Origin of the sequence: Rothia uropygioeca, from assembly GCF_004136585.1 — a bacterium.
In the GTDB taxonomy this organism is placed as follows: Bacteria; Actinomycetota; Actinomycetes; order Actinomycetales; family Micrococcaceae; genus Rothia.
In genome coordinates this window covers 784,722-799,301 of the sequence record NZ_NOIR01000001.1, presented here as the reverse complement: position 1 = coordinate 799,301, position 14,580 = coordinate 784,722, and the positions used below count along the sequence as shown (strand labels likewise).

Annotated in this window: 10 protein-coding genes, 1 tRNA gene and 1 pseudogene; 5 read left to right on the top strand and 7 right to left on the bottom strand. The window is 60.9% G+C overall.

Annotation, left to right across the window (positions count from 1 at the left end; genetic code table 11):
• The first annotated feature begins 4 nt into the window (after positions 1–4).
• Complete coding sequence (locus EWR20_RS03525) at positions 5–2,932, top strand: FAD-binding and (Fe-S)-binding domain-containing protein (protein WP_238147540.1); 2,928 nt, start codon at positions 5–7, stop codon at positions 2,930–2,932.
• A gap of 122 nt (positions 2,933–3,054) precedes the next feature.
• Positions 3,055–3,131 (top strand) — tRNA-Pro (locus tag EWR20_RS03520).
• Between the two features lie 111 nt (positions 3,132–3,242).
• Here the strand turns inward: EWR20_RS03520 and EWR20_RS03515 are convergent.
• A complete protein-coding gene (locus tag EWR20_RS03515) occupies positions 3,243–4,730 on the bottom strand; it encodes an MFS transporter (protein ID WP_129359036.1) in 1,488 nt (495 codons plus the stop codon).
• Between the two features lie 176 nt (positions 4,731–4,906).
• On the opposite strand from EWR20_RS03515, the gene EWR20_RS03510 reads away from it, so the two are divergent.
• A complete protein-coding gene (locus EWR20_RS03510) occupies positions 4,907–5,974 on the top strand; it encodes an NAD(P)-dependent alcohol dehydrogenase (RefSeq protein ID WP_129359034.1) in 1,068 nt (355 codons plus the stop codon).
• A gap of 290 nt (positions 5,975–6,264) precedes the next feature.
• Entirely contained in the window at positions 6,265–6,885 is a 621-nt protein-coding gene (gene udk / locus EWR20_RS03505; RefSeq protein ID WP_129359032.1) for a uridine kinase, read from the top strand.
• Positions 6,886–6,921: 36 nt separating this feature from the next.
• Here the strand turns inward: udk and EWR20_RS03500 are convergent, their stop codons facing one another.
• The 3 genes from EWR20_RS03500 to EWR20_RS03490 are packed head-to-tail and all read right to left on the bottom strand — an operon-like array spanning position 6,922 to position 10,171.
• A complete protein-coding gene (locus EWR20_RS03500) occupies positions 6,922–7,803 on the bottom strand; it encodes an SMP-30/gluconolactonase/LRE family protein (protein WP_129359030.1) in 882 nt (293 codons plus the stop codon).
• Positions 7,800–9,305 (bottom strand): CoA transferase, encoded by a 1,506-nt coding sequence (locus EWR20_RS03495; RefSeq protein WP_129359028.1) that lies wholly within the window; start codon positions 9,303–9,305, stop codon positions 7,800–7,802. The genes EWR20_RS03500 and EWR20_RS03495 overlap by 4 nt, the downstream gene beginning before the upstream one ends.
• Positions 9,302–10,171, bottom strand: coding sequence for a 3-hydroxyacyl-CoA dehydrogenase NAD-binding domain-containing protein (locus tag EWR20_RS03490; RefSeq protein WP_129359026.1), 870 nt, complete (start codon positions 10,169–10,171; stop codon positions 9,302–9,304). The genes EWR20_RS03495 and EWR20_RS03490 overlap by 4 nt, the downstream gene beginning before the upstream one ends.
• A gap of 167 nt (positions 10,172–10,338) precedes the next feature.
• Here EWR20_RS03490 and EWR20_RS13020 point away from each other — a divergent pair, with 167 nt between their 5' ends.
• The gene (locus EWR20_RS13020; RefSeq protein ID WP_165000940.1) at positions 10,339–11,223 is read left to right on the top strand and encodes a LysR family transcriptional regulator; all 885 of its coding nucleotides are present in this window, start codon (positions 10,339–10,341) and stop codon (positions 11,221–11,223) included.
• A 39-nt stretch (positions 11,224–11,262) separates the two neighbouring features.
• On the opposite strand, the pseudogene EWR20_RS13105 reads toward EWR20_RS13020, so the two are convergent.
• The 3 genes and pseudogenes from EWR20_RS13105 to EWR20_RS03465 form a co-directional block, all read right to left on the bottom strand.
• Positions 11,263–11,964, bottom strand: a pseudogene (locus EWR20_RS13105) (HNH endonuclease family protein); the annotation flags it as partial.
• A 208-nt stretch (positions 11,965–12,172) separates the two neighbouring features.
• Positions 12,173–12,817: a LutC/YkgG family protein gene (locus EWR20_RS03470; RefSeq protein ID WP_129359024.1), complete on the bottom strand. Its 645-nt coding sequence runs from the start codon at positions 12,815–12,817 to the stop codon at positions 12,173–12,175.
• Positions 12,818–12,819: 2 nt separating this feature from the next.
• Complete coding sequence (locus tag EWR20_RS03465; protein ID WP_129359022.1) at positions 12,820–14,580, bottom strand: lactate utilization protein B; 1,761 nt, start codon at positions 14,578–14,580, stop codon at positions 12,820–12,822.

Sequence of the window (14,580 nt, the reverse complement as noted above, 5' to 3'; positions counted from 1 at the left end):
AAACATGAGCTCCACCACACCGTTGACACCGCTCGCACATTCCCCGCTCGCCGTATCGGAGGCCCCGGCGAGCCCCGAATTCGAAGCCCTCGCGGTCAGTCTCGAGGCCGGATCCAGCGCCGCGGCGTCTTCGAAGGAAATTGACCGGCTCGCGATGGCGCATGACGCTTCGCATTATCTTCTGGTCCCTCAAGGCATTGTGCGACCGAGCTCGGCGGACGACGTCGCCGCCGTCATGTCCTCGGCTTCGAAAGCCGGGTTGCCCGTCACTTTCCGGTCGGGCGGCACCAGCCTCTCCGGCCAGGCCGTCTCCGACGGGGTCATGGTCGACACTCGCCGGGCCTTCCGCGGGCTTGAGGTGTTGGACGATGGACGGAGAGTTCGCGTGCAGCCCGGCGCTACCGTCGGAGCGGTGAACGGCGCTCTTCGACGGTATGGACGGAAAATCGGGCCTGACCCTGCTTCCTCATCCGCGTGCACGATCGGCGGAGTGGTCGCGAACAATTCCTCGGGGATGTCCTGCGGAACCGAGTTCAATACGTACCGGACCCTGGATTCCATGGTCTTGATCCTTCCTTCGGGGACCATGATCGATACGTCGGAGGCCGACGCGGATGCTCAATTGCGTCAGCAAGAACCACAAATCCACGAAGGGTTGCGAAGATTGCGACGCCGTGTGGTCGACAACCCGGAATCGCGCCGCATCATCGCGCATCAGTATTCGATGAAAAATACGATGGGTTACGGGATCAACGCATTCCTCGATTTCGAGGAACCGGTGCGCATTCTCGAGCATTTGATCATCGGTTCTGAAGGAACCCTCGGCTTCGTGGCATCAGCAACATTCAGAACCCTGGAGATACTTCCCGCCGCGTCAACCGGGCTCTTGGTTTTTCCGGACCTCATCTCGGCGACTTCCACGGTTCCTCTCCTCGTCGAGGCCGATATGGCGACCGTTGAGCTCCTCGACTCGACCTCGATTCGCGTGGCCCAGCGCTCAGGTAAGGTCGCCGACGCTCTGGCCCAGGTCGACGTCGACCAGCACGCGGCGCTCTTGGTGGAGTTCCAGGCCACGACCTCCAAGGAAGTCGTTGAAAGGTACGAGGCCGCTCGCTCGATGCTGGAGTCCTTGGATCTTTCATCTCCTGCGGAGATGACCACGGATTCCGGGCAACGCTCTCTCTTGTGGGCGGCTCGGAACAACTTGTACGCGACCGTGGCGGGCAACCGCCCTACCGGAACCAACGCACTGCTCGAGGACGTTGTGGTCCCCGTAGGGAGCCTGGGTGAGACCTGCCGAGACCTCGGCACCATGTTCGACGCGCACGGTTACGAGGATTCGGTGATCTTCGGTCACGCGAAGGATGGCAATATCCATTTCATGCTCAACGAGCGCTTCTCGGAGCCAAGCAAGCTGGAACGCTACCGCGAGTTCACCGAAGACATGGTTTCGCTGATCTTGGGAAATCGGGGGTCGCTCAAAGCCGAGCACGGAACGGGCCGCATCATGGCTCCATATGTGCGCCGTCAGTTCGGGGACGAGTTGTACGGGGTCATGTGCGAGGTCAAACGCTTGATCGACCCGGGCAGCATGCTGAACCCCGGCGTCGTCATCAACGACGATCCGGATGCGTATGTGCAGAATCTCAAGGTTGCGGAGACCGTCGAGGAAGAAGTGGACCGTTGCGTCGAGTGCGGCTATTGCGAGCCGGTATGCCCTTCCAAGGACCTCACTCTGACTCCTCGGCAACGAATCGTGATGCGTCGGGAGCTCGAGGCAGCACGGGCACGAGGGGATCACACACTCGTCCGGAAGTTGGAGGCCGACTGGGACTACGAAGGCGAACAAACGTGCGCCGTGGACGGCATGTGTGTCACCCGCTGTCCCGTGGACATCAACACGGGCGACTTGATTCGCCGTTTGCGCTCGGAAAAACAGCAACCCACCGAGAGCGCAGGGTGGAAGGTCGCAGCCGAGAACTGGGGGGCTGCGAATAACGCGGCCAATTACGGACTGCGTGCCGCCAAGCGCCTCCCCTGGCCCATGCCGGTCGCCGCGACGAAACTGGGGCGGAAAATTCTCGGCGAAGACGTCATACCCCAGTACAACAAGCACTTGCCTTCGGGCGGCCGACGCCGTGCGAGTCGCGTCGATGATGGAGCCTCTTTCGTTTTCTTCCCGGCCTGCGTCAATTCGATGTTCGGTGCGGTGGATGGGATTGGGGCACCTGCCGAGGAGAGCGCGACGTCATCGCTGATGAACTTGGCGCATCGAGCAGGTTTGCGGTGGAACACGCCGGAAGGCATCGATTCGATGTGCTGCGGAACCCCGTGGAAGTCCAAGGGGTTCACCGATGGTTATTCCGTGATGTCCGATCGGGTGCTGGAAGGTCTCTGGTCTGCGACCCGCGGCGGAGAATTGCCTGTCGTTTGCGATGCGTCGTCGTGCACCGAGGGGCTCGAAACCATGAAGTCCAAGGTGCTCGACGCCGCGGCCACCGGCCCTCAGCAGGCTCCGGATGGCGAGGTTCGGGACTTCTCACGAATCCGTTTCGTGGACTCGGTCGAATTCGTCGCGACGGCGATTCTGCCGCTCCTCGAGATCCATCGGAAGCTCGACTCGCTGGTCCTACATCCGACGTGTTCGCTGACCCATTTGGGTCTGGGGCCTCAGCTCGAGGAGCTGGGGAACGCCGTTGCCGAGGAATGCCACGTTCCGCTCGAATGGGGCTGTTGCGCCTATGCGGGCGACCGCGGGATGCTCCATCCTGAGCTCACCCAGTCCGCAACCCGCGCCGAAGCAGCTGAGGTCAATGCGCGACGCTACTCGGCCTATGCTTCGTCGAACCGGACTTGCGAACAAGGCATGACCGAAGCCACCGGACAGACGTACCAGAACATTCTGCAGCTCGTGGAGTGGGCCAGCCGATAACCGGGTGGAAGGCGACGTGCCCGGGGCCACTCTTGGCCGGTTTGCCGGGCTATGGCGGATCCGCTATTCTAGAGAAGTTGCTTGACGCGATATTCGGGTTTCCCGTGCGGACAAGTCAACATCGGGATGTGGCGCAGCTTGGTAGCGCGCGTCGTTCGGGACGACGAGGTCGCAGGTTCAAATCCTGTCATCCCGACCAACAGTTCGAGCCGCGAGATCATCAGCATGATCCCGCGGCTCGAACTTTTTGAGACCGTAGGTCCATCGGAGATGAACCTACGGTCTCTTGCTTTTCGGGACCCGTATCCGGCTACGAGGCGACGCGTTCTTCCCGACGCCCTTGCACCAGGTCGCGAATGCCGATGCACCCGGCGAGGATCACCACGACCGCAATCACGAGAAGCCCGACGACCATCGCCGTCGACCAATCGGACTTGGCAACCAGGGCGAAAACGATTCCGGTGATCGCCGCGATGCCGATGGACGTGCCCACGCGTTGCCCGGTCTGGAGGACGCCGCCAGCCGACCCCGCGTAACGCATCGGAACATCGGCCAAAGTCAGCGTCTGATTCGGGCTCACGACGAGTCCCTGGCCGCCGCCGACGAAGGTCAGGCTGAGAAGCATCCACCACTCGCTGAGGCCAATTCGTCCGTGGAGGAAAACCAGCAATGCTGTCACGAGCAATCCGAATAGGACCGAACTCATCCCGATCAGAACCAGGGGTCGGCCGATTTTGACAATGTATCGACCGGCGACCGGTGCGCTGATGGCACTCGCGGTTGCCGCGGGGAGACCCATCATGCCTGAGGCCAGAGCCGTGTGTCCCAGACCTGACTGCATGTAGAGGGCAACCAGAACCCAGATACTGGTGACACCGACGAAGTACAAACCGATCAGCATGGTTCCGTTGGCGAACGATCGGGTCTTGAACAATTCCATGTCGATCATGGGTTCGCCACCGTTCCTCCGGTAACGCCTCTCCCAGAAGGCCCAGAAGACCAGCAAGGCTACAGCCACGACGATGGACCCCCAGATCCACGGTCCGACCGATGATTCCACGAACGGGAGCATCACAAGAAGCACGGCAAGGCCGAAGGTCACCAGACCGACCGGATCCAAATCGGCTTTCCGTTTGGGTGCGGCACTCGTCGGGTCGATGACTGGCAACGACGACGTCGAGTGCTCGGGAGGAACCGGTTTCCAAGCGGTATCCGGAAGCCAAGCCCTGGCGAGCAAGAGGGCCACGATACAAATCGGAACGTTGACGAGGAACGCTGCCCGCCAGCCGATTTCCTGCCCGAACAGGCTGATCAGGATGCCGCCGAGCACGGGGCCGATGGCCACGGAGACACCGACGACGCCGCCGAACATTCCGAAGGCTTTGCCTCGTTGAGTTCCCTTGAAATATTGCTGAATGAGCCCGATGGCCTGTGGGTTGAGGAAACCCGACCCCAGCCCCATCGCCACTCGCGCGATATTGAGCACGATGGCCGATGGCGCGAGCCCGGACACCAGAGCCCCCAGACCGAACAGGCTGACACCTAAGATGAAAAGACGCCCCCTCCCGTACACATCCCCGGCACGGCCTGCCGCTACCAAGAGGACGCCGAATGCCAGCGCGTAGCCGGAGAGGACCCATTGCAATTCGGAGCTGCTGGCACCGATGGATGTCTGCACGGCGGGAAGTACGACGTTGACGATGGACACGCTGAGCAGGGACATGAAGAGAGGCACCAGGGTCAGTGCCAGGATCCTCTTCTGCTCGGTGTTGAACTTTCCTGGGGAATCTAAGGGCATAACTTCTACTTCTACTCGGGCCAGTCCGACACGTCCATGCCGGGTCGCACATCCCGAGTCACAATTCTGAGGAAACTCACACCCAATGATGCGTACGGCGAACGGCCCAGACATCACGGAGACATAGCCGTAGATTTATACGTGATTCATCTAGTACGACTTCAGGAGGCAGTTTCATGCCCATTTCAGTCAAGGCTCTCCAGAAAACCGGCCCGGACCAGCCGTTCAAGGTCGCCACGATCGACCGTCGCGATCCCCGGCCTGATGATGTCCTGATCGATATCAAAGCAGCCGGCATCTGCCACAGTGACATCCACACCATCCGCAACGAATGGGGCGAGGCTCATTTCCCGCTGACCGTCGGTCACGAGATTGCGGGTGTCGTCGAGGCCGTGGGCTCCGACGTGACCAAGTACAAGGTCGGAGATCGGGTCGGCGTCGGCTGCATGGTCAATTCCTGTGGCGAGTGCGAGGAATGCCGCGACGGACAGGAACAGAACTGCACCCGTGGCGGAATGGTCGGCACGTATAATTCCGAAGATGTCGACGGCAGCATCACTCAAGGGGGTTACGCCGAGAAGGTCGTGGTGAACCAGGACTTCGTTCTCCGCATCCCGGATGCCCTGGACTTCGACGTCGCCGCTCCGCTGCTGTGCGCCGGCATCACCACCTACTCGCCTCTTGCGACGTGGGATGCGGCGCCGGGCAAGAAGGTCGCTGTTCTGGGGCTCGGTGGCTTGGGGCACATGGGCGTCCAGATCGCCGCCGCGAAGGGCGCCGAGGTGACGGTGTTGTCGCGCACGCTGAAGAAGGAACAGGACGCCAAGGAGCTGGGCGCGACCCGAACCCTGGCCACCTCGGAGGAAGATTTCTTCAAGAATCATCGCGGTGAATTCGATCTGATCCTGAACACGATCTCCGCATCCATTCCGGTGGACAAGTACATGAGTTTGCTCAAGCCGCGGGGTGTCATGGCAGTCGTCGGTTTGCCGCCCGAGAAGCAGGAGTTCAGCTTCGGTTCGGTCATCGGCGGGCGCAAGGCGATTGCCGGTTCAAACATCGGCGGCATCCCCGAGACCCAGGAGATGCTCGACTTCTGCGCCGAGCACGGTTTCGGGGCGAAGATCGAGACGGTTTCGGTTCAGGAGGTGGACGACGCTTACGATCGCGTCGTCGCCGGTGATGTGAAGTTCCGCTGCGTCATTGACACTTCCACGTTCGACGACGTCGAGGTCGAGGCCTGATCGCCGATACGCTGAGGCGGTGACGGTCGGCCTGCGATGCGGACGACTGCATGAGAGCGCCGCGTGAATGAGACAGCCCTACGGGCAGTCTTGTTCATGCGGCGCTCCTTTTGTACGCCGAGGCCTCCTACCGACTGAGCGGGCGGAAATCGACGAAAGACGCAGTCTTCCCCAACCAGCGCTGATTTGTGGTCAGGCATGCACTCACCGAAGCACGTTTTTGGATATACCTGACTTCCGCATACGGCAGAATGGAGCAGTAGAAATCGAGCATCGGGAGCAGTTCACGCATGAAACCATTGGTCATCGGCATTGCCGGAGGCACTGGATCCGGTAAGACAACCTTGACCCGTGAGCTGGTCGCCAGCTTCGACAAACACGTCTCTGTGGTCTACCACGACAACTACTACAAGCGCCGCGACGATCTGTCCTATCAGGAGCGGTGCCAACTTAACTACGATGCCCCAGAAGCCTTCGACAACGAGCTGCTGATCCACCATGTGGATCAACTGGTTGCCGGGAAGAGCATCGAGTGCCCGATGTACGACTATGCGGCTCACAATCGGGCCGACGAGACCACGATCATTGATGCCCAGCCGATCGTGATCCTCGAGGGAATTCTCATATTCGCCGAGGACGAGATCTGCGAGCGCTGTGACATCAAATTATTCGTGGACACGGATGCCGACGTCCGCATCCTTCGCCGCATCAAGAGGGACGTTTTGGAACGCGGCCGTTCGGTGGAATCGGTGGAGAGCCAGTATCTTTCAACCGTGAAACCCATGCATGAGCTGTACGTCGAACCGTCCAAGAGGCGTGCGGACCTGATCATTCCCGAAGGAGGCGGTAATCTGGTCGCCTTGGACATGCTGATTCACCGGATCAACCGTCAGCTGGAGACCAGCCGCTGACGGCGTGACGGATACCGACGTCGTCCGACTCCGAGATCAGCACATGGCCAGACCCGTCATCGGACCTTCGAAAGCAGCGAGAATTCCTTCCTCGCCGCTCGATCCGGGAAGCGGGACCACTCGGATGGCCCCGGACAGGTCCGAGACGAATACCGTCTCGCGTTCGACGTCAACGGCAAGACCGATCGCTTCCTGGAACCCTTGGGCAAGGATCTCCGGTTCCTCACCCTTCTTGGCTGGCTCGGGGATCGCACCGCGGTTGAGGGTGTTGCCCTCCGGCCCTGCTCCCCTGTCGGTCCAGTAGATGTATCCGTCACTGAGTTCGATATCGATGGGTTCCGGCAGGTCTTCCCACAGCGTCTCAACGTCGGGCAGGTCTGCTCGGCCGTCAGTCCGGTTCAAAGGCGCACGCAGGATCCGCCCGAGGCCTCCTTTGGAAGGACCTTTCTGTGTCCAGTAGATCCACCCGCGCTGCTCGTCGACGGCCACGCCGACGCATTCATCGAGTTGGTCCCCGGGCTCTTTCGACACTAGATCCGCCAACTTAGTCCCGTCCGTCCGACACCTCGTGACACGGCATCCCTCGCGGTCGGACCAATAGAGCCTGGGGCCGTGTCCCGTGAGTTGTTTTCCGGTCGTCAAGCTCCCGTCGGGGACGAGATCGCGGAATTCGGTTCCATCCAGACCAATGGCGTGGAGGCCGCCGTTGCTCCGTGAGAAGTCGAGACCGGTTTCATCGGCGAGGGAGAAGTCCCCTGCGGGCTCTCCCATAGTCGTCCAGTACACCGTGCCGTCCAATACGACGATGCCGTCTGGGAACGGTCCGGCGTCCTCGACGAGAACTTCTGTTTGCCCGGTCGAGGTGTCTATGCGGAAGATCCTCGAGGGCACAAGCTGAAGGGCCAACAAGTGCGTCATCTTTCGTTTCCTCCGATCCAATGTGGTTTATGAGATCCTCGTGGGATCAACGGGTAGGCGTATGCCCCGGGCGTTCGAGACATGCTGACTTGTTCGGCGACACCTTGGTAGCGCCCGAGAGGTGTTTCCGTGGTGAAGGTTTTCGGCGGCAGGTATTCGTGCCCTGGCGCCTTTCCCGCGGTCGCTTGGGCGTAATCCTTGTCGAAGATCCCGAGGCTGCGCATCCAGAGGGCTGTACGGGTCAAGGAGACGGACACCTTGTAAGAGCCTCCGTGCTCGGCTCGCAGCATGAGCGCCCGCAGGATTCCGAGTTCCAGGAACCACGAGGTGATGTAGTCATTGACCACGGGCACCTGAGGAAGCGATGGCACCCCGTCCTGGCCCTCATCGATCAGGACACCGGCAAGTGCCCCGGCTGTCTGGTCGAATCCAACGCGCCCCGCCCAGGGGCCGGTCTCACCATTGAGGTTGACACTCGCGTGAATGATTCCGGGCCGCGCAGCTGACGCGTTCTCGGCGTCCAAGTTGTGTCGACCCAAGTACCCTGGTCGGCGGTTGGCAAAGAAGATGTCCGCACCGCGAAGAAGATCCTGCATGGTTGCCGCATCGTCCTCGCGTTTGAGGTCCAAAGTGGTCGAGCGCATGCCGACATTCGACGTTCCGTAGAGCAGCGGGAGCTCGTGTTCGTTCGGATCCCATACGTTCAGGACATCTGCTCCGTGAAGGGCAAGGGCTCGTCCGGCTCCGGCGCCCGCGATGATGTGGGCCCGGCCCAGGGCACGCACGCCCTCAAGGGGGTTCTCGATGCCACCGGGGAGGGGTTCAGGGTCACTATCCCCGATCTTTTCCACCACGACGGGAGGCATATTGGAGAGGACTTGGTCGTACTGTTGGGTCGCAATCAGCTCGTCCGTGGTCCTGCACATCGGCATGATCACTCCGGCCTTTTCGCCGGCCTCCTCGAGATCAAGGGCCTTCCACTGCGATATCGCTTCTGCTACGCGATCCCGGCTCTCCGGTACGTCCAGTAGCTTCGCGGTATCGTGGCGAAGTTTCGGATAGGGCCCCATGGGGTGCATCCAGCGCCCGTCCGCGGTCCGGTAGAAGCTCGAGGTTGAGAATGCGTCGCTCACGGCCACTGGGTCGCCCATAGGGTATCCATTGAGCAGTTCCCACCGTTTCTCGTAGAACGGGCACAGTCGGCGAGGCGCGGTACGCAGATCCATCGAAATATCTTGGCCTCGGCCGCCCCTCATGCGCCATAGTGCCGCAACAGCGACCGATTTGGCGACGAGAGCTATCGAAGTGCCGCCAGCCAAGCGCAAAACGTCGGGAAGCACGGGATCGCTTCCCACGAAGTCGATCGTCCCGCCGGAGTCCTTCGGGGAAAGCCCCACACATCCGAGGAGGTCTGTCAGAGCGGCATGCGGGTCGAAATCATCTCCTGTTGCGGGGGCGCTTCGCAGGCAAGCCGTCAATTCGTTGTGGGCTGCTCGGCTCATCGGGTTTCCTCCTCGTCACCGCACCTGGTCAGTGCGTCGAGCACCGCTCTGGTCCGGCGGTCCCGCCTTTCCATCAATTGAACGTACGCAGCGTCGCCGACCCCGTAGGCATCTTCGACTGCTTCGTGAAGTTCGCCTTTGCGAGTCGGGTCCGGATGGCCGGTGCGGAAATCCATCTGTGCTCCGACGTGGGCGTCCAGATGTCGAATGCCTCCTGGTCCTCCGCCGAGGTGGCGGGATTCGAACGGCCCGATGGTCGACCACCGCAACCCGAGCGAGTTCCGGACCAAGGTGTCCAGCTCGTCGGGGGCGATGATGCCTTCCTGGACCAGATAGGCTGCCTCATCATTGAAGGCCTTCTGCAGCCGGTTCCCAACGAAACCGCGAATTTCTCTTTTGAGACGCACGGGTTGGCGCCCGAGTTCGCGGTATACCTCTATAGCGCGTTGGATCGATTCCTCAGACGTGCTCGCCGAAGGGACGACCTCGACCAAGGGCATGAGCTGCGGTGGATTGAAGGGATGGCCGACAAGGATTCGTTCGGCGGCCGGATTGCCCTCACCCATGGCCGAGGGCAAGAGAGAAGAAGAGGACGATGCGAGGACCGCGTTCGGGGCCGCGTGCTCGGCGGCTGCCGCGAAGAGCTCCTTCTTAACTTCGATCCGTTCGGGTCCATTCTCCTGAACGAAGTCAGCGCTCTCCAGGGCACGGGCTAGATCCGGCTCAGCTGTCGCGCGGATTCCGGTCAGGGCCTCCTCCAGGTCGGGTCGTGGATCGGATACGCGCACTTCCCAGCCGGCATCCGAGAATAAGCGCGCCCAGGACTGACCGATGACCCCGGCCCCGATAATCGTGACAATTGACAATTCTTTGTGCTCCTTCCAGCGACGGGAGCAAAGGCACTCGACCGGGTCCGTCCGTTACGATGGGCGCCGCGTTTCCTCTCGCTTCCGGTACTGAATCTAGGCCGCTGGCGTTTTCGAGGGAATGACCAAGTTTGCGGTCCGATTATGATCAATGCGATAACAATGATGTGGACGTCAAACATTTGCGCTATTTCCTGGCTGTCGCTCGCGAGCTGAATTTCACCCGAGCGGCCCGTTCTCTCTACATCTCGGTGCCTCCGTTGTCCCAGCGAATCCGTGAACTGGAAACCGAGCTAGGAAGCACCCTCTTCGAACGCAACACGCGCCACACCAGCCTCACTCCGGAGGGAGAGCGACTGTTACCCTTGGCCGCACGTATCGTCGCGGATATGGATCGCGTTCCCGAAACCGCACAGGGCACGGATCGACGTGTGCACGTGAACCTTGGCATACCCGACCTCCTGGGCATGCCCCAGCGGAAACGGCTCGGGGAGCTCATGGATAGGACATCACGAGACTTCGACGTCAAAGTGCGACACACCGCTTCGCTCGATATCGACAGGGCGCTGATAACCCGCAGTATCGACGCGGGGCTCTCCAGGGTCCGCTCGACCCACCCAGATCTCGCGGAAGAAGTAATACTTTCCGAACGGTTGTCGATCGTCTGCGATGCCGCTCACTTCCCCGAACCCCAAACCATCCGTCCTGCGGACCTGACCGATTTCACCGTGGTGGAGGGCCCTCCGTACTGGGATCTGAGAACGGAAGCGGAACGCGCACCTCTCCGCAACGCCGGCATCCGATTCGATCCTTCCCTCACATACACGGATCTGGGCGGAATGCTGCTGTTGCTGCGGAAACATCCGCGGTTCAGCATCGTCCCGACGGACGCCGACATGATCCGCGGTCTGGACCCGGACGAGTTTTCCGTGCATCCACTGAGCAAGGATGTGCCTCCGATGACGCTGAGCCTTGTACACCGCAGGGCGGACGACTGGCTCCAGGACTTTGCGAGACGATGCGTGATCATGCTCCGTGACAACGAAGGCTGAGAGCCGGTACTCGGGGCAGTCCCCCAAAACCTTGAGAATCGCTTGCTTTTCTTCGGGCGTTACGCTCAGGCTGTAACGGGCCTTGATCTTGAGCTGCCGCGTCACATACGGGCAGTGAAATTCTCGGCGCGGCGGAAGCCAACGAGATGCATCGCTACCTCCCTTGTCCTCGTTGGCGCGGCCGTCCACGGCCAGGAGGTTATCGGGGTCGTTGGCGAAAGTCCGTCGCTTCTCGTTCGTCCACTCCGATGCCCCGGAGGCCCAGGCATTCGACAACGCCACCACGTGATCGATCTGGACTTTTCGCGATTCCTTCCCTGCGATGAATTCGATGGGCTGACCCGTGTAGGGGTCCTCAAGCGTACCCTTCTCGACGACGCATAGCCGCCGATCACGAAAAGTCACCCTGGCCAGGTCCCTGGCCAGAATGTCATTCCGCGTGTCGCAGCCGTTGTGGTCCTCATCCGACCATGCCCGCCCGAAGGATTCTCTGTGGTACGCGTCACGGGGCTTATGGTTTTCCACGGATAGGGCGGCCAAGTATCCGGCCGAATCCTCCGAGAGGACGACGGTTCCCGCCCCGCCCTGGGTCCATGTGTGGACCCTTTTCCTGAGTCCCTCTCCCTCACGGCCATTGAGAACCCCCAGGCAAACCAGCACCACAACAGCCAGAGCGACGACCACAGACCAGACCGATCCCCGGACGGCCCGATCGCGAGACTTCAAATTTTTCGACCTCATGGCCAGAAAGATTCCACGATGCCGGGAATCGGACCTTCAGATCGTGCCGATATGACCGCCTCCTGTGTGCGCAGGGCAGCGATCGCCAATTCCTGAGGGTCTGTGGAGGCATCTCAGACAAAACACCGCCCCCGATCTCTACGGCTTCCAAACTGCCGTGACCGGGGGCGGTGCTCTTCTTCTCACGGGAGATGTGCCCGCGCCTGACCTATCTATCGAGAATGATCACGTCCAGGGTCCTGGGCCCGTGGACCCCCTCCACGCGCTGAAGCTCAATATCCGAGGTCGCCGAGGGCCCGGAAATCATGGTGATCGGGCGCTCCTCGTTGACACGGTGCAAGGATTCCGGGATCAGCTCGACAATCGTGTCCGCCGGGACCACACAAATGTGATGGTCAGGTACCAGAGTAATCGCACGGCGCCCCTCGGAATCCGAGGCGTTGAGAAAAATCGTTCCCGTCTCCGCGCAGGAGACGGTCGACGAGGTCACCACCGCGTCGACCGCGTCCAGTTCACGATCGGTCAACGACCCGGCCTTCTGACCATTCCCCGAGTCAACGAGGTGGCGTCGGGCGGCGCTGTCCTCGGGCAACCATGCAAGGTCCAGCCCCTTGGGAATCACGTACCGGGACGACTTCCCCAGGAGCTTCTCGATGCGTTCGGCCACCGTCTCGACGGTTTCCTCATAGACGTTCGCCTTGTAGTCGACCAAACGGTCGACCAGCATTTCACGGACTTCCTGCGCGGATTTCTCCGATTCGGTCCGGTATGCCCGCGTGGCAACGGGCGCCACCGGGCTATCGACCAGCGATGCCCGGACCCGCCTCAGAATCTCTGCCTTTGCTTCCGACATGGTCAGTCGCGCCCTTCCTGGGAACCTTGGGCTTTGCCCTGGTTTTCTGCCGAGTCCGTTTCAGTGTCCTTGAGCAACTCATTCTCCCGCCGGGCGATCTCGGGGTCGCGCCGCTGCTCCTTCTTGAGCTCTTGGGCTTGCTTCTCGGCCCCTTCGCGTTGATCCTGAGCCTCAGAGGCATGCTGATTGTGCAACTGATCTGCGAGTCCGGCGTTCTTCGCCATCAGAGCGTCGATATCAACCTTTTCGGATCCCGCACGCTGCTTCGAACCGTTCTTCTTGTTCTTCTTCCACCAGTGGCGGAAGGCCTGCTTGGGCGGCTCCGGAATGTCTCGGTATTTCGTCCAGCCACCCACGAGGCCCGGGAGCCAGTTGATCTTGTGATCGCGTCCCGCCGCAAGACGCCCCGCCGGCAAACCGCGTTCTGCAAGACCGAGAAGTTTAGAGTTGGAGAACATCGCCTTGGCACCGGCCATGATCGCGTCCATCTGGTCGGGTGCCTGACGCTTCGTGCCTTCTTCGCCCTTGCCGTGTTTGGCATCCACGTCTTTGCCGCGCAGGTGAACCAACACATCAGGGATGTTGATCTTGACCGGGCACGCCTCGTAGCAAGCACCGCACAACGACGATGCGTAAGGAAGCGAGTTGTTCTCTTCTGCTTCGACTCCGGTCAGCAACGGCGAAAGGATAGCCCCGATCGGGCCCGGGTAAACCGACCCGTAGGCATGTCCGCCGGCCCGCTCGTAAACGGGGCAAACGTTCATGCAGGCCGAGCACCGGATGCAGTGGAGCGCTTGACGCCCCATCTCATCGGCCAATGCCGCCGTGCGACCGTTGTCCATGAGAATCACGTGAAGATTCTGGGGCCCATCCCCCGGAGTCACACCGGACCACATCGAGGTATAGGGGTTCATGCGCTCGCCCGTCGAGGAACGGGGCAGAAGCTGCAGGAAGACCTCCAGATCCTGGAAGGTCGGGACCAGCTTCTCGATGCCCATGAAAGAAATGAGTGTGTCCGGCAGAGTCAGGCACATACGCCCATTGCCTTCGGACTCGACGATGGTCAGCGTGCCGGAATCAGCAACGCCAAAGTTGGCGCCCGAAATCGCGACCTTGTTACGGAAGAATTTCTCACGCAGGTGGTGGCGGGAGGCCTCGGCCAATTCCGCAGGGTTGTCCGAAATATCCGGATTGACGCCCGGCATCTTCTTCAAGAAGATGTCACGGATCTCCGAGCGGTTGCGGTGGATCGCGGGAACCAGGATGTGCGATGGCTTGTCCTCGCCCATCTGCACAATTTCCTCGGCCAAGTCAGTCTCGACAGCGGAGATGCCTTGTTCTTCGAGGAACTCGTTGAGGCCGGTTTCCTGAGTTGCCATCGACTTGATCTTGATGACTTCTTCGACTTCTTGTTCCCGGATGATATCGAGAGCGATCTGATTCGCCTCGTCGGCGTCCCGAGCCCAGTGAACGTGTCCGCCGCGCTCGGTGAAATTCTTCTCGAACTGCTCGAGGAGCTCGGGAAGACGAGCCATGACGTCTTGTTTGATCTCGGATCCGGCGGTCCGCAGATCTTCCCAGTCGGGAAGTTCCCCGACGACGTTGGCGCGCTTCTCGCGAATCGTATGCGTCGCAAAGCCAAGGTTGGCGCGCAATTGCTCGTTCTTGAGCTCCCGACCAGCGAAGGACGTGAAGGATTCTTCGGCAACGATATTGCCGGTTCCGTGGAAGACCTTGGGCATGCCCAACTGTGTAACGGTCAT